Below are 15,300 nucleotides of genomic sequence, written 5' to 3'. Positions count from 1 at the left end.
CTAAATACCTGCACCTTGTTTAGCTAGTGCATCGGCCATTTCATTATATGTATCCCCCGTATGAGCAGCTACCTTGTGAAAGTGTACGCGCACACGGTCTTTTATGGAGTCATAAAATGCTGCGTACTGTTGAGTAAGCGCATTATTCCGTTTCCACCCCTTCGTAGCCCACATTTCAATGCCCATATAATCATAATAAAGTGAACATTTAGAAACGCCGCGATCAACAGCATATTTCATAACATACATAGCAGCTAATAACTCACCAGCTACATTCCAAAATGATGTATATCGTTCATCAGTAGATGGAAATGAAAAGGTCTCCCTATTTCCATTCAAGAAGATAACACCACCTGCTCCAACGGTATTTGTCCCTTTATTATAACTACCGTCAATATAAGCAACCACATGGTTTAGCTTAGTAAAATCTGGTTTCACAACACTTGCTGTCACTTTACTTTGAGTCCTAGAACTAGAACTAGAACTTATCGATTTAGATTTCACGTCTCGAGAAGACTTAGGTTCGCTCTTATTAGCACTCATAAAATCACTTAAGGATAAGCCTGAGTCCTCCACAAAAGCAAGAGCATCTGCTTCCGTAGGGAAAGACTTGTAGATAGCACCACCAAAGCCCTTTACCTGCTTCTCACAGTCAGCCCAAGTCATATAGACACCTGGCACACGACCATTACGAACTGCATAAAACTTTTTAGCCATACACACCTCTTAATGATCCATTGTAAGTTCAATAAATTCAGCATTTACAACAGATGCTAAATCTTTTGGATTTACCTTCATTTGCATACCACGTAGACCTGCACTAACATATACAAACTCTAGAGACTCCATAGTAGCATCAAAGTACGTAGGAAATGCTTTTTTCATGCCCACAGGAGAGCAGCCTCCACGCAAATAACCTGTAATTCCCAACAAATCCTTAACCGGAACAAGCTCTACAGACTTATTATGACTAACTCGGGCAGCTTGTTTCATATCTAGTTCAGCGGCCACTGGAATACAGAATACAACGTAACCTGTTTTATCACCTTTACCCACTAGCGTTTTAAAAACTTCCTTTTCCTCGAGGCCTAGTACCTCTACTACATGAAGTCCTGCGGCATGATCCTCAGACCATTCATACTCACTAATGCTATAAGGTACCTTATGGGTATCTAAGATACGCAATGCGTTAGTCTTTTTATGTTTTTCTTTACTCACTATATCCCACCTTATATATTAGCGTAACAAATAAATCTAATCAATATATAATATTTTTCTATATATTATATATGGCCATAAATTTATATCTAACTCAACATTCTTATTTATTCATAATTTTATTGATATTCTTTAATTCAATGCGCAACGTTCCATCATCATTAGTTTTGATTTCAATAAACTCGCGATTTTTCATATATTCCACAGGGAAAGAGATTTCAATGCCCGTATCGGTTTTAATCTTATGATGTTCTCCAACCTTTGTAGCAAACTCACGGTTCACCGGTAATGGCCGCATCATATCTGCATCAGCTAATTCTTTCTTAGCCGCCTCTTGTTGAATCGGATTCGCTTTGAATACCTCTTCTACTATACGAACAGGATCGACTGTATCGGATACTTCAGCATTTTTAGCAATCATAGACTTTGCAGTCGTCAATTCAACGACGCCATCAGACTCATGCGCTTGAGCCACCTTATCTACAATGGCTTTCACCTTTTTTACTGTATCTCGGGAGGATTGATTAGTACCTAATTGTAATACTTTATCCGCTAAGATATAGGATACTTCACCATCAAACTCACCTTTTGGTTCAAAAATACGAACACTAAAATCATGTAAATTAATAGATGCAAAGGCACGTAATTTTTGAGATGGCATAGGCAGTACTGCCTTATGAGAAACAAGTTCTGTAGCTAATGTACCATCATCTTCACTAAATAGTTGATGGGTGAAAGCATCATGAGCTTGGCACAAAAGAATACAAATATAAGTCGTATCTGTAACAGCTTCACAAATAATCGTATCGATTACTACGGAGTCCGTTGCTTGTTTCATATAGGTAAACAAGCTTTCACCTAAATTCTTAGATAAATCTATAAACTTGAGGTCTCCCTTTTTATACTCCACTAGCTGTTTACCAAATGGACTTGCATCATGTAAAGTACCTGTTCTAGCACCTGGGTCTTTGAACGCCTTAGCTACATGATTAGCAATATAATCTTGTATAGCTTGATCGCCAACCTTTAGTTCATGTTCAGAATATACGGCTAAAGAGGACGTAAAGTCAAAAATCTCTAGCGCAGCCTTATTAATCTGCATGATGCCTCCTTTTAATAGAAAAACGATTACCCTTTATTATACCATTCTTTTAGTTTTCGTTTATCAACTTTTGAGCATTCCGTAAGGGGTACCATAGGAATTTCTAGTATTGCTTTTGGCCACTCTACTGAAGGTCTTTCATGATGAATGCATTCTACAATTTTACTTAATTCAGCATTATCCTCTAATACCATATAAGCAATAAAATCTTCCCCGCGTATTTCATCATTAATCGTAATAACAGCCACTTCAGAAACGCCCTGTAAGGATTGTAAATACAATTCCATTTCTGGGATAGAAATTTTATAGCCCCCTTTATTGATGACATCACCTCGCCGCCCATGAAACATGAGGTACCCATCGCTATCTATATAGCCGCAATCATTTACAGTATATGTATCAGGAATGCCTTCAATATGATGCTTTGTAGTCACATAAATAACGCTGTTCTGCTCTGCAATCTTGACAGTTGGAAACGGTCTTCCCACAGTACCTTCTCTATCTAACCACTCTTTACCTGTACAATATGTTATATAGTTAAGCTCAGATGCACCATAATAGAGAATAAACTCCATGTTCGGACATATTTGTTCTAACTGTTCCATCAACTGTCGATCCAGTACTTGAGATCCTCCGATGATATAGCTAATAGAGTCTAGTTTACTTTTGCAATGACGTACTAATAATCGTAATTTTGTTGGCAGTGCATATATATGGTCCACATGATATTTATTAATAAGCTGTATCCATCGAATTGGACGCAACGATCTCGTTGTAATAACGGTTCCACCAGACCATAGTACAGCGATAACCATATTACTAACACCTGTGAAGCTAAAGCTACCATGTAAGAAGATTTTTGTATCTTTGTTTATATGAAAGATATTGTTTTGAATATCAAAGAACTCTCGCCACGAGCTCTCACTGCGCCACAAAGGTTTGGGGCGCCCCGTAGTTCCAGAGGTAAGGACACCAAAGTCTGCAGATGTAGGAACACTTTCAACACTTATAATCTGAGCTAGCTCATCGATATAAGCAGCATCCATTTCATTATGGCACACCATGGAGATATACCCTTTATATAGCCCCCATAACCACTGTGGCAATTGCTCTACAAAAGAAGGACTCTGAATTAAGAGTACCTTATTCTTCGGACCATCATTAAAATGATCCAAATTAATTATTCTACTTGTATTGTTAAACTCCATAGAGAGAATAGCATCATATAGTTGACCATATGTATACTGTTCCTCATCAACTATGAGAGCAATTTTATGTGGTTCTAAGTCTTTATATTGTTGCAAGCGTTCAATGATTGTCATATTACATACGCTCCATAATCAAAGCTGTACCTGTGCCGCCTGCGCCTGCAATGGCACATAACCCATATCTACCATTACACGATTCTAGGGCTGCCATACAATGAAGTACTAAAATAGCACCAGAACAACCATACGGATGTCCATACGCCAACGCACCGCCTAACTTATTATATTTTTCCATATGATTCGGATACGCCTTATTAAAAAGCACATCAATGATGGCAAAGGCTTCGTTCCATTCCACTACGTCTATATCATCCATAGTTAAGCCAGTCCGCTTTAAAATAGCTTCAGTACTTTCTAATGCTCCTTCTGGACTAAACTGAGGATTTCCAGCCCAAGGCATAACACTATGTATTCTAAAGGGCCCCTTTGTATTAGATACGTACACGAATGCCGCCCCATCATGGGTTAAACAAGCATTGCCTGCATTTGTAATAGAATGAGGACCCAATAAAGGTTTCATCCTAGACAAGAGTTTCTCGTTCATCTTAGGACGAATACATTCGTCTACACATACTTTGCCATCTAGTATAATGGGCATAATATAAGACTGTAAATGTGGATTATCTAAAGCTCTAAAAGCACGTCGATGACTATTAATAATGTAGGGATATAAATCTTCCTTTGTTATATTATGCTTATGTATCGTTCGCTCAGCCCCTTCAAGCATAGCAAAAGGAGACCGATCTTCAGGGGTAAATTGAGCTACCTTATATAAACCTTCTCGATCATCTCCAATTGCATAGATTCGATCTGGTTGTAAGGAGGAGCTTTCAATACCTCCGGCAATAGCAGAATCCATAACATCTGATGCAATGTGCGTATAGGCCATTTCAATACTCATCAAAGCTGATGCACATTGCATATCTACGGTAATAGCAGGAACAGAATTCGGTAAATTACACATAAGTCCCATAAGGCGACCAATATTACCACCAGTGCCAACCGCGTTGCCACAAAAAATTCCATCCACCTGTGAAATAGTATGACGTTTGATTAATTCATCAATAAGTTGAGCCCCTAATATTTCAGGTCTCATATGTTTATATTGTCCATTTAAAACGCCAATAGGGCTGCGAAGGCCGCCGTGAATATATACTGACATATGAACTCCTTATATAAAAAAAGAGGCATCCTAGGAATGCCCCTTATATTAGGTTCTAAATTTTAATTTTAGTTGCTAACCAAGAAGCAACGAGACATTTTACAATGTCCCCTGGAATGAATGGGAACATTACTACTGGCAACGCTGCCCAAAGTTCTGTTTTTGTAACTATCATAAAGCCTGCTACACCAAATAGGTATACTACAGGAATTGTAATTACAATAGAACGCCATGCATAAGAGAAAAAGCTCTTCTTAGAACCTTTAAATACACTTAATAATGTATAAGCTATTGGCCAAGAAAAGATAAAGCCCCCTGTAGGTCCTAATAATTTACCAAGACCAGCTGTACCACCAACGAAAACTGGTAAGCCTACAGCACCAAGTAAAACATAAATGATAAATACAATAAATACATCTTTTGGTTGTAACAACAAACCAGTTAATGTAGCTACCAAAGTCAATGCCGTTACCATGGCTGGACTAAATGGCAAGGGAAAAGAAATATATGCTGAAATACATAATAAGGCTGTTAATAAAGCCATTTTTGTTAAACGTCTTGCTTCCATAATTACCTCTAACTAATAGATCTTTGTTTCAAAGATGTTGAATCTTCATTTTCACCAAAAAAAGTAGCAGAAAATGCCAATGTATCACCTACATAACCTTCTACATGAGCATCCTCAGGGACTTCCACTAAAGTCACCATATCCCCTGCAATGACAGGGGCATGAAAATAAATCGCCATTTGCAGCGCAGATTTACTAATATTCCAATAATTCCACAATGTTTCAAGAATCATGCACCCAGGTACGACATAAGGAGCCTCTCGATGAATTGGATTCGTGTCATTAATATCATTCACGAATTGTACTATATCATTCTTAGAGAACGAAATAGCGCCACTAATATCATCATGATGTACGGTAGTGCGAATGCTAAATTGTTTCGGCACTGGACGTAAATCAACCATCAAGAATCCCGATTTATCCATAATACCAATAGTCGTAGTTTTAGCAACTTGAGATACTATCTTACATATAGTTTCATCACTACCGGAAGAATCATAATGCATATGCTTAATAACACTATGTCCTGGTAGATCTAAGTCATTATTACATAATGCTTTAAATAATGTTCTCATATAATCACAGTCCTTTATTCATTCAATAAATTGATTATAATCAACATCATTTCATTCGTCAACAAAAGTCATTATCCATTTGTTAACAAATATAAAATATTATATCTATATTAGCTAAATGTTCTACAAACGAACAAAAGAACCCATGATATATCATAGGTTCTTTTATAATATTAAATCTTATAGATTTATTATTTAAGATCTAGCTCTTTTAAATATGCCTTGAAGTTTTCACCTAACTCTTCGTTACGCAATGCATACTCAACAGTAGCTTTCAAATAACCTAATTTATCACCTGTATCATAGCGAATGCCTTCATAGGCCAATGCATAGGTGTCAGTCTTAGATGCTGCTAACGCATCCGTTAATTGAACTTCATTACCTACGCCAGGTTTTGTATTTTCTAAAATATTGAAAATATCTGGAGTTAAAATATAACGACCTAATACAGCCAGTTGAGATGGAGCATCTTCTTGCTTAGGTTTTTCAACCAAGTTATGAACGCGATATAAGTTATCAGCCAAAGCCTCACCAGATACGATACCATATGAGCTAACTTTATCTTTAGGGACAAATTGAGCCCCTAATATAATACCAGGATGCTCATTAAAGCAATCAATTAATTGCTTTAAACATGGATTTTCTGGGTTATAAACAATATCATCACCAAGTAATACTGCAAATGGTTCATCACCAATAAATGCTTTAGCACACAATACAGCATCACCAAGACCGCGAGGTGCTTTTTGACGAATAAAGTGAACCTTAATATCCGCTAAATCCTTAATCATTGCCAATTGTTTGTTTTTACCTTGGCTTTGTAACAATAATTCTAATTCAACACTACTATCGAAATGGTCCTCAATGGCGCGTTTATTCCGACCTGTGATGATTAGGATCTCTTCAACACCAGAATCCAAGGCTTCTTTCACAATATACTGGATAGCAGGAGTATCCACAATAGGAAGCATTTCCTTTGGTTGTGCCTTAGTAGCTGGTAAGAAACGTGTGCCAAAACCAGCTGCTGGAATTACGGCTTTTCTAATGCGTTGCATAATAGTCTCCTAACTAAAAGTCTTTACCTACAAATTTAATCTTCCATTGATTATCTCTGTTTTTATGACCATCCTTATATGTTAAGTACATATCGAAGGAGTGTAAATCACGATGCCAGGTGTAGAAGATAGAATCAATATCCCCACTCATCATATTATTTTTAACACTTACAGAAATATCATCTAGGCGAGTTAATTTATAAGAACCACCATAAATGAGCTCCTTAGGAAGCTCTGTCGTATCGAATCGATATGGAGAGTTATTATAAGAAATATTACGTTGATTATAACTAACCCATACATTAGCACGTTTTCCAGCTTTAGAGCGGAAGCGAACGCCCCAATATGGCATACTACGAATTGAGTCATTATAACCATAGTAGTCACGTTGATAACCGCCTAAGAAACGTAAATCCGCATTTTTCCAAAGCTTAATTGGATCATGAGACACTTCTGTGTAGTATTCCTTATGAGAACCTTTAACCGAGCCCTCTTTCCAATAGCCTGCGTTTACGCCACCACGTACAGTAACAGGAGATTTGCCTACATGATATGTATGAGTATCTAAGCGAGCTTCACCAATCTTTTCTACCCATACGGTTTCATCGTTATACTCATTGGATTCTTTACTGTAACCTATGGATGCTGTAGCCCAAGGTAAATAATGACGATATCCTACTTTAGGTTTAAATCCAGACTTAGCATACCACCGATAGTCAATATACGCTTCACCATGTTTACCAATTGGATAATCTGTACTACCATGTAAACCTAAGCCATCATCACTACTGTAAGTTGGTTTCGGTACCAATGAGAATATACTGAATTTGCCTTCTTTATCGTGACGCAAAGAAGATGTGTAAGATGGCAAAGAGAATAACTTGAAGTTTTTAATATAGAAAGATGGTTTTTTGATAACTACTTTATCACCAGGATATACTTTAATATCTTGACCTTCTACACGGTAGTCCGGCGTATGTTTAAAAGCCATCGCATGTTTTGTGGTAACCATGCCTTTTTCCATATGACCAGTTTGACCATCAAAGGTTGCATTTTGCCCCTTTACATAATAGGGATCGGTCCATCCCATCGCTTGGTCAGCTGTGAAATGACGGTCGCTAGTGCGATATGTCATATTTTGACCTGTAATATCCTTTGTTTTACCGCCATCTTCTAAGTAGCGATAGCCACCAACTGTACGATACTCTGTAGTTTTCGTATTACCTTCAATACGAGGTGCCATCAAAGTTTGATTACCTTGCGTAACTACTACATCACCCTGTGCATATACATTACCTGTGGAACCATTATAAGACATTTTGTCTGCATCAATACGAGTAGGTAACTGCTCTGTAGGCTCAGCAGATTTTGCCTTTTCACCACGACGTACAACACGGATATTGCTATGTTCAGGTGTAGATGCTTTAGAGATTTCTCCAGCATAAGATTGGCCTACGCTATCCAATTGATCTTGATATACCGTGGTTGACTCCGTAGCGGCCCATACAGGTTGTGCTAAACAAAACACACATGCCGCTGCTAGCCATTGTACTTTACGTTTCCTCATGGTTACTAGAACTCCTCTTGCTTTAAGAATTTGTTAATTATTGATTGCGTTTTACAACAACGATAGGTTGAGAGACATTTTCTACCACTTCTTCTGGTTCTTCAACTTCAGTAGTTTCTTCAACTACAGCTTCATTTTCTTCAGCACCGTTGTTTTCAACATATTCTTCAGTTTCACCAGTTGCATTTGGCACAGTTACTGCATCAGCTAGTTCATCATCGCTATGCGCTAAACCATCACCACCGATAACAAGACCTTGAATAGTTACAGAGTCTTGTGGTTGTACATAGATTGTAGAACCAGCTGGATACTCTATATTTTTCCCCTTAACGAATGCACCGCCAACAAGACCAACAGGTCCAAGTAAAACTGCACCAGCTACGGAAGCACCAGCCGCTTTTACTTCATTACGAGTTTTGTCTTTAGCTTCTTTACCTTGTACAGCAGTGAATTCTGTACCATCGATAGCAGGAATAGTATCAAATGTAATATCTAAGGCACCATTACGACCAAAGGAACGTGCCTTTTTCAAGGACGTAATCGTACCAGAACCTACAGTACCAGCAGGAACTAACAATACATTGCCATCCATTACATTTTCAGCTACAGTGAAGGATACAGTATCGCCTTCATGACTTGTTTTAGAGGAAACAGCATCATTTAAAGTTACTTTAAATACTTGGTCACCTGCCAATGTGCCTACTTGATTAGTAAGAGTTACATTGCTACCATATACTTTAGTTTTTAAAGAAACAATACGCTTTTGTAAAGAGCCACTACCGATACGACCATTTACGCTACGTTCCATTTTCTCTACACGATCAACAAGAGAGCCTGCGTTAATGCTATTTTGATACGTATATTCTAATGCGTCCATTTCTTCACGCAAAGAAATATTTGTACCACTACCTTCTACGGAGTTATAGAGTATATCAACACGTTTACTCAATGTCGCAGAGTTTCCATTGAAACCAGTACCATACACGGTTTCGTCAAGTTGATTAATGCGGTCCACTACGGCACCATCTTGTACAGAACCATATACAGTAGTTTCCAAAACATGTGTTTTCTCTGTTACTGTACCAGGAGCAGCAAATGCAGTGCCTGAAATTAGGGATGCCATTAAAAGTGTAAGTACTTGCTTCTTCATAAATTCCTCCACAACGTATCTAATGTATAACTGTTATACAACAGAATAAGCACGGGCCTAAGACCGTGCTTATTCCCTGAGTCTACTATTTTATATGCTCAGTGGCCATTAAATTTTCAAATCAATAATCGCAGATACACCTACGCCTTGCACACGAGATGCACCAACTGGGTTTGTGCTATCAACAGGTACTAAACCTTTAACACGAACCATGCCGTTAAAGCTACCTTCTACTTGAGCAACCGCTTTAACTTCTTCAATGCTAGATGCAGGACCAGTAACTTGAGCAGCACCAATATAACCTTTTGTACCGATACTAATAATAGGTACTACTTTGGTTGTATATTCTGTGCTTAAGTTATTTTGTTTCAATAATTTATTTAAGAAAGTGTCAATTTGAGGACCGAATTTGTTAATAACAATACCGATGCCGCCAATTTTAGCTGCACCGCCAAGAATACTGCTTAAGCCGCCAGCTTGAGTAGTCAAAATGCCACCAAATGCAGTTGTAGTTAAACAAATCCCTAGAACAGCTGTAATAATTTTCTTTTTCATAATAAGCCTCCTATAGATACTTATATTTTAACAAATTCTATACATAGATTCTAGTGAAAGTATAAGAACTTACACATAAAGATACCAGTATTGTATAAAAACACGATGAATAAGTAGTGAATTTTATACAACTTAATTTAATGCTATCATCACAGCGCGATACTGTCAATATCTAATAGAACTAATACTTAAAAAGCATCAAATATCACAAAAAAGAAAGAAATTATATATATTAATTAAATTATTATTTCTAGTTATAGAGCTAACAAATACGTGGCACTTGATCCTCACCTAATAAATCGACTAGACGAACACCGCCAATAGCTGTTTGCAATCCTACTTTACCAATATTTTTATCTAAGGTTTTACCAATGAGAACTGCTTCTTTTCCTTCTTCAAAACCATGTAAAACTTGAAGAACTTGGTCGGTAACCGCTGGTTCAACTACTAAAACGACTTTACCTTCATTCGCTAAATATAGTGGGTCATAGCCTAGAATATCACAAACAGACTGTACTTCATCGTGAACGGGAATCGCCGTTTCTTCAACCTTAATCCCTACTTGACTTTGATCTGCAATTTCTTTTAACACAGTGCCTAAGCCACCTCTTGTAGGATCTCTCAACAAGGCAACTTGAGATCCTACTTTATCAAGCACCGCATGAACCATCTTATTTAAAGGCGCGCAATCTGTTTTTAAAGAATCAGATAAATCTAAACCAAATCGCTGTCCCATAACGGCAATGGAGTGATCTCCAATAGCTCCAGATAAGATAATATCCATGCCCGCTTTTACGCGATGCGGTCCAATATCTATCCCGTCTGGAATCATACCAATACCAGCAGTATTAATATAGATTTTATCGACTTCACCTTTTTTTACAACCTTTGTGTCACCAGTAACGATTTGTATATTTGCAGCCTTGGCCATCTCTGCCATGGTACGAAGAATTTCATCTAATTCCTCAAAGGCAAGGCCTTCCTCCAAAATGAGGCCACAGCTTAAATATTGTGGAACTGCCCCATTCATGGCAAGGTCATTAACGGTACCACATACTGCGAGTTTACCAATATTTCCACCAGGGAAAAATGCTGGTTGTACTACATATGAGTCCGTAGAGAATGCCATGCGCCCTGCTGTAACAGGAAATTGAGCCCCATCGTGTAAAGGGGCCAATAAATCATTAGTAAAATATTTCAAAATAAAACGCTCTGTCAATTCATGACTGAATCGACCGCCATTACCATGGACTAAGCGAACTCGTTCCATATTAATCCTCCCACGTCGATCCACCACTGGAATATCCATATTTGTACCAAGCAGCACAACTACCTTCTACAGAGACCATACAAGCCCCTACGGGATGATCCGCAGTACAACTTTTACCAAATAATGGACATTCACTTGGTTTAATAAGGCCTTGCAAAACTCGTCCACATTGACACCCTTTTGGATCAAGGGATGGTTTCTCTAGCTCAATGGGTAGCGCACGCTCAGCATCATAAGCGGCATACTTATCTTTTAAAGCCAAGCCAGAGTTTGGAATAATACCAATACCACGCCATGCATCATCACATATGTCGTAAACTTCCTTCATCATAGCTTGAGCCACAGGATTCCCCTTCTGCATAACTACAGAATGGTACGTATTACCCACAACAATATTACCAGTTTTTCGTTGCTCTAAAATATTAGCAATAGCAGACAGAATTTCTAAGCCGTCAAAGCCAGCGATACAAGAGGGAATACCATATTCTTCAGGTAAGAAACCATATGGTTCTTCGCCAATAATAACACTCACATGGCCCGGCAAGATAAAGCCGTCAATATGGCCTTCTTGTCTATCTAGTAAAGCCCGCAAAGCAGGTGGTACTAATTTATGAGATACGAGGAAGAAAACATTCTTTAGTCCTGCCTCGTGAACAGCTTTCACAGTAGCACAAATGACTGCTATAGTCGTTTCAAAGCCAATAGCTAAAAAGACTATTTTCTTTTCTGGATGTTTTTTGCTTAATTCTATCACCTCTAAAGGTGTATAGATTACATGGATATGAGCCCCCTTAGTTTGAGCTTCACTGAGGCTGCTATAACTACCAGGAACCTTTAACATGTCCCCAAAGGTAGCAATAATAGTATCCTCACGTTCGGCATAGGCTAATGCCTTATCCATATATGTTTGATCCGTTACACATACAGGACATCCTGGTCCACTAACAAGTTCAATGCCACTTGGCAATAGTTGACGAAGACCTTCTCGAAAAATCGACACTGTATGTGTGCCACACACCTCCATAAGCCGCACAGTTTCGTCAGGTTCATGAAGTGCATTGATACGTTTTAACAATGTATCAGCTGTGTTCTGCTTTTCCTGCAAAGTAAGCTTCTTCAAGTTCTTCTAACTCCTTAAAGGCCTCTAATGTTTTTTGAGCCTCTTCTTCATCAACAATTTGTACTGCAAAACCTGCATGAACTAATAGCCAGTCCCCTACCTTTGCTTCTGGTACGAGGAGCAAGCTACAGTCTCGTGTAGCACCCGTCAATTCAACAGTGCCAATAGCATCATTCACAGCAATTAATTGAGCTGGTACAGCTAAGCACATACTATCTCCTTATCTTTATTTCTAATAACACTCGTTTATATAGTAAAAAATTCACTTTAATCAGAAGCTTTTCAAAAAATCTTCCTTAGAATATATAAATATATCTAATATGATTGTATCACAATTACAAACATTATTTAGTGATAGCCGCTACAAATAGCTCAGCCTAACTATCGGATTTGACTCCCAAGCCATAATTGGCCTAAAGCAAGTCCTCCATCATTAGCTGGTACAGCTTCATTCATATATAAATTGCCTACATGCCATGCACGATAGATCAACTCTACTAATTTACGGTTCTGGAATACGCCGCCTGATATAGCAGCATCGCTAATTTTATAACGTTCCATTAAATCAGCTGCAGTTTCACAAACTGCAATAGCAATCGTTTTATGGAAAGATGCGGCTAGATGAGCAGGCGATTCACCTTGTACAACGCCATCCATAATGGCTTGTACAGTAGGTGTAAAGTCTAGAACTTTCCCATCATAATTATAGTCAAGTAAAGAACCTTTTTCTTCGCCGCATAAGGCTTCTAAGGCAATGGTAATCTGTGCATCATATGTATGTATCATACCTAGCCCTAAGAGAGATCCTACAGCATCAAATAAACGCCCACAACTAGTTGCTTGTATCATAGGCATTGTAGATTGCAATGCTTTATCTAGAATTTTCCAACCTTTCGGAAGATTTTCCATCCATGTTTGGTAAGCAGATGGAATATCATTTCCATAATAATTACGTATGTACCACAAGGCTTGACGCCAAGGCTCAGAGACAGCTTTTTCCCCACCTGGTAAAGGTGCCTCATGAATATGAGCTAATCGTTGATATTGATTGCCTTTACAGAGAAGAAACTCTCCTCCCCATATGGTACCATCAGGACTATAACCAGTACCATCCATAGCAATGCCTAGTACAGGGCCTATCAAATTGTGTTCAGCCATAACAGAGGCTATATGTGCATGATGATGCTGAACCGTGACAACTGGTATTTGTGAGCTTGCCCCAATACGTTCCCCTAAATGAGAGGAGAAAAATTGGGGATGACTATCTATAATTATTTTTTCAGGTTCTATGGAAAATAAATTTTCATATCGATTAATCGTCCACTCTAGCGTTTCATGGGTAGATGCATTTTCTAGGTCACCAATATGAGGCCCTATTAAAATTTCATTCCCTTTATTGAGGGCAAAAGCGTTTTTTAAATCACTGCCCATAGCCAGTATCGGTGTCGCCTCTATGCTTTCACAATGAATCGGCTCAGGTACGTAGCCACGACTGCGACGAATAAAGCGTGGTTTATTATTGATAACCATCACTACAGAATCATCAAGAGGTGCGTAGATTTCACGATTATGAACGAGAAAATAATCTGCCACCTCACCTAGCTCATTAAACGCTTGGTCATCATTATATAATACGGGATCACCGCTTTTGTTACCACTAGTCATAACCCAGGCTGCATCAGAGGGTAATAAGACCTCGTGCATCGGTGTATACGGTAACATTACGCCTAGCATATGATTATCAGGTGCTACGTGAGAACTTAAACGGACAGAGCTATTATGATTTCTTTCTAATAGCACAATAGGACGTTCCATCCCCGTCAATACATCTAGTTCTACATCGCTAATTTGAACTAACTCTATAGCTGTATCTAATGAACCAACCATAATAGCTAATGGCTTATGAGGCCTATTCTTACGCTTCCGTAAGCGTTGTACAACCGCGTCATTTCGTGCATCGCATACAAGATGATAGCCACCTACCCCTTTTATAGCGATAATGCTACCTTCATTGATCAATTCACGCGTTGTATTCCATACATTTACCGTATCTACAGCCGTGCGATTTGGCTTGTATAAAGTATAACGAGGACCACAATGAGAGCATGCATTTGGTTCAGCTCTATACCGACGCCCCTCTATATCTTCATACTCAGCTAGACAAGCTTCACACATGGGAAACTCGTTCATCGTCGTTCGTTCCCGGTCATAGGGCAACGATTTGATTATCGTATATCGTGGTCCACAATTTGTGCAATTGACAAAAGAATATTCCTGTCTTCGCTTATCATGTTGTAACTCTTTAAGGCAATCTTCACAAGGCGCCGTGTCTGCACTGATAAACGTACTAACATCTTCTCCTAATGGAGATGGTTCAACGGAAAATGTAGTTTCCTCATCTTTTATAGTAAGCGGCTGCACTGTTTGACTAGTGATACGGCATAAACGAGGTTGCTCTTCTTGAATAGCATCTAAAAATAGTTGTAATGCTCCTAGAGGACCTTGTATTTCAACATATACACCGTGACTATCATTATATACAATACCAGTTAATCCTAGAGAATGGGCACACATAGAAACAAGGGGCCGGAATCCGACCCCTTGAACTATACCGGTATAGCGAATTCCCCAGCGTTCTATAGTTTGATTACTATTTTCTTTCATATGAACTCCTACTATACTCGGAGAAT

15 protein-coding genes are annotated in these 15,300 nt (G+C 38.5%); all 15 read right to left on the bottom strand.

The features are described 5' to 3' along the window. On the bottom strand, window positions 1-717 hold the full coding sequence (locus VEHSUH06_RS03760; RefSeq protein WP_105097823.1) for a viroplasmin family protein: 717 nt from the start codon (window positions 715-717) through the stop codon (window positions 1-3). A gap of 9 nt (window positions 718-726) precedes the next feature. Continuing rightward, window positions 727-1,218: a Cys-tRNA(Pro) deacylase gene (gene ybaK, locus VEHSUH06_RS03755; protein ID WP_009372046.1), complete on the bottom strand. Its 492-nt coding sequence runs from the start codon at window positions 1,216-1,218 to the stop codon at window positions 727-729. A 103-nt stretch (window positions 1,219-1,321) separates the two neighbouring features. Continuing rightward, complete coding sequence (locus VEHSUH06_RS03750) at window positions 1,322-2,320, bottom strand: nucleoid-associated protein (protein WP_009372044.1); 999 nt, start codon at window positions 2,318-2,320, stop codon at window positions 1,322-1,324. Window positions 2,321-2,346: 26 nt separating this feature from the next. Next, window positions 2,347-3,642 carry an AMP-binding protein gene (locus tag VEHSUH06_RS03745; RefSeq protein ID WP_105097822.1) on the bottom strand — a complete coding sequence of 432 codons (1,296 nt, stop codon included), beginning with the start codon at window positions 3,640-3,642 and terminating at the stop codon, window positions 2,347-2,349. Between the two features lies 1 nt (window position 3,643). Next, window positions 3,644-4,750, bottom strand: a complete 1,107-nt coding sequence (locus VEHSUH06_RS03740; protein ID WP_105097821.1) for a thiolase family protein — start codon at window positions 4,748-4,750, stop codon at window positions 3,644-3,646. Window positions 4,751-4,805: 55 nt separating this feature from the next. After that, window positions 4,806-5,318 carry a biotin transporter BioY gene (locus VEHSUH06_RS03735; RefSeq protein ID WP_105097820.1) on the bottom strand — a complete coding sequence of 171 codons (513 nt, stop codon included), beginning with the start codon at window positions 5,316-5,318 and terminating at the stop codon, window positions 4,806-4,808. An 8-nt stretch (window positions 5,319-5,326) separates the two neighbouring features. After that, complete coding sequence (locus VEHSUH06_RS03730; protein ID WP_105097819.1) at window positions 5,327-5,893, bottom strand: hypothetical protein; 567 nt, start codon at window positions 5,891-5,893, stop codon at window positions 5,327-5,329. Between the two features lie 191 nt (window positions 5,894-6,084). Next, entirely contained in the window at window positions 6,085-6,948 is an 864-nt protein-coding gene (galU, locus tag VEHSUH06_RS03725) for a UTP--glucose-1-phosphate uridylyltransferase GalU (RefSeq protein ID WP_105097818.1), read from the bottom strand. 13 nt (window positions 6,949-6,961) lie between these two features. Beyond that, window positions 6,962-8,515, bottom strand: a complete 1,554-nt coding sequence (locus tag VEHSUH06_RS03720) for an LptA/OstA family protein (protein ID WP_105097817.1) — start codon at window positions 8,513-8,515, stop codon at window positions 6,962-6,964. A gap of 37 nt (window positions 8,516-8,552) precedes the next feature. Further along, complete coding sequence (locus VEHSUH06_RS03715; RefSeq protein WP_105097816.1) at window positions 8,553-9,665, bottom strand: hypothetical protein; 1,113 nt, start codon at window positions 9,663-9,665, stop codon at window positions 8,553-8,555. Between the two features lie 108 nt (window positions 9,666-9,773). Further along, window positions 9,774-10,220 carry a hypothetical protein gene (locus tag VEHSUH06_RS03710; RefSeq protein ID WP_054747695.1) on the bottom strand — a complete coding sequence of 149 codons (447 nt, stop codon included), beginning with the start codon at window positions 10,218-10,220 and terminating at the stop codon, window positions 9,774-9,776. A gap of 262 nt (window positions 10,221-10,482) precedes the next feature. Continuing rightward, complete coding sequence (hypE, locus tag VEHSUH06_RS03705) at window positions 10,483-11,490, bottom strand: hydrogenase expression/formation protein HypE (RefSeq protein WP_009351418.1); 1,008 nt, start codon at window positions 11,488-11,490, stop codon at window positions 10,483-10,485. Window position 11,491: 1 nt separating this feature from the next. Beyond that, window positions 11,492-12,610 (bottom strand): hydrogenase formation protein HypD, encoded by a 1,119-nt coding sequence (gene hypD / locus VEHSUH06_RS03700; RefSeq protein WP_105097815.1) that lies wholly within the window; start codon window positions 12,608-12,610, stop codon window positions 11,492-11,494. Beyond that, complete coding sequence (locus VEHSUH06_RS03695) at window positions 12,570-12,821, bottom strand: HypC/HybG/HupF family hydrogenase formation chaperone (protein WP_105097814.1); 252 nt, start codon at window positions 12,819-12,821, stop codon at window positions 12,570-12,572. The genes hypD and VEHSUH06_RS03695 overlap by 41 nt, the downstream gene beginning before the upstream one ends. A 170-nt stretch (window positions 12,822-12,991) precedes the next feature. Continuing rightward, window positions 12,992-15,274 carry a carbamoyltransferase HypF gene (hypF, locus tag VEHSUH06_RS03690; RefSeq protein ID WP_105097813.1) on the bottom strand — a complete coding sequence of 761 codons (2,283 nt, stop codon included), beginning with the start codon at window positions 15,272-15,274 and terminating at the stop codon, window positions 12,992-12,994. Window positions 15,275-15,300: the final 26 nt, after the last annotated feature.

Source organism: Veillonella sp. S13053-19, assembly GCF_002959835.1.
Taxonomy (GTDB): domain Bacteria; phylum Bacillota; class Negativicutes; order Veillonellales; family Veillonellaceae; genus Veillonella; species Veillonella rogosae.
This window is presented reverse-complemented; position numbering and strand designations above follow the sequence as displayed.

What these genes read in the sequence shown, in the direction of transcription:
- VEHSUH06_RS03760 (WP_105097823.1), bottom strand. Translation starts at nt 717, where the DNA reads ATGGCTAAAAAGTTTTATGCAGTTCGTAATGGTCGTGTGCCAGGTGTC.
- VEHSUH06_RS03750 (WP_009372044.1), bottom strand. Translation starts at nt 2,320, where the DNA reads ATGCAGATTAATAAGGCTGCGCTAGAGATTTTTGACTTTACGTCCTCT.
- VEHSUH06_RS03745 (WP_105097822.1), bottom strand. Translation starts at nt 3,642, where the DNA reads ATGACAATCATTGAACGCTTGCAACAATATAAAGACTTAGAACCACAT.
- VEHSUH06_RS03740 (WP_105097821.1), bottom strand. Translation starts at nt 4,750, where the DNA reads ATGTCAGTATATATTCACGGCGGCCTTCGCAGCCCTATTGGCGTTTTA.
- VEHSUH06_RS03735 (WP_105097820.1), bottom strand. Translation starts at nt 5,318, where the DNA reads ATGGAAGCAAGACGTTTAACAAAAATGGCTTTATTAACAGCCTTATTA.
- VEHSUH06_RS03730 (WP_105097819.1), bottom strand. Translation starts at nt 5,893, where the DNA reads ATGAGAACATTATTTAAAGCATTATGTAATAATGACTTAGATCTACCA.
- galU (WP_105097818.1), bottom strand. Translation starts at nt 6,948, where the DNA reads ATGCAACGCATTAGAAAAGCCGTAATTCCAGCAGCTGGTTTTGGCACA.
- VEHSUH06_RS03720 (WP_105097817.1), bottom strand. Translation starts at nt 8,515, where the DNA reads ATGAGGAAACGTAAAGTACAATGGCTAGCAGCGGCATGTGTGTTTTGT.
- VEHSUH06_RS03715 (WP_105097816.1), bottom strand. Translation starts at nt 9,665, where the DNA reads ATGAAGAAGCAAGTACTTACACTTTTAATGGCATCCCTAATTTCAGGC.
- VEHSUH06_RS03710 (WP_054747695.1), bottom strand. Translation starts at nt 10,220, where the DNA reads ATGAAAAAGAAAATTATTACAGCTGTTCTAGGGATTTGTTTAACTACA.
- hypE (WP_009351418.1), bottom strand. Translation starts at nt 11,490, where the DNA reads ATGGAACGAGTTCGCTTAGTCCATGGTAATGGCGGTCGATTCAGTCAT.
- VEHSUH06_RS03695 (WP_105097814.1), bottom strand. Translation starts at nt 12,821, where the DNA reads ATGTGCTTAGCTGTACCAGCTCAATTAATTGCTGTGAATGATGCTATT.
- hypF (WP_105097813.1), bottom strand. Translation starts at nt 15,274, where the DNA reads ATGAAAGAAAATAGTAATCAAACTATAGAACGCTGGGGAATTCGCTAT.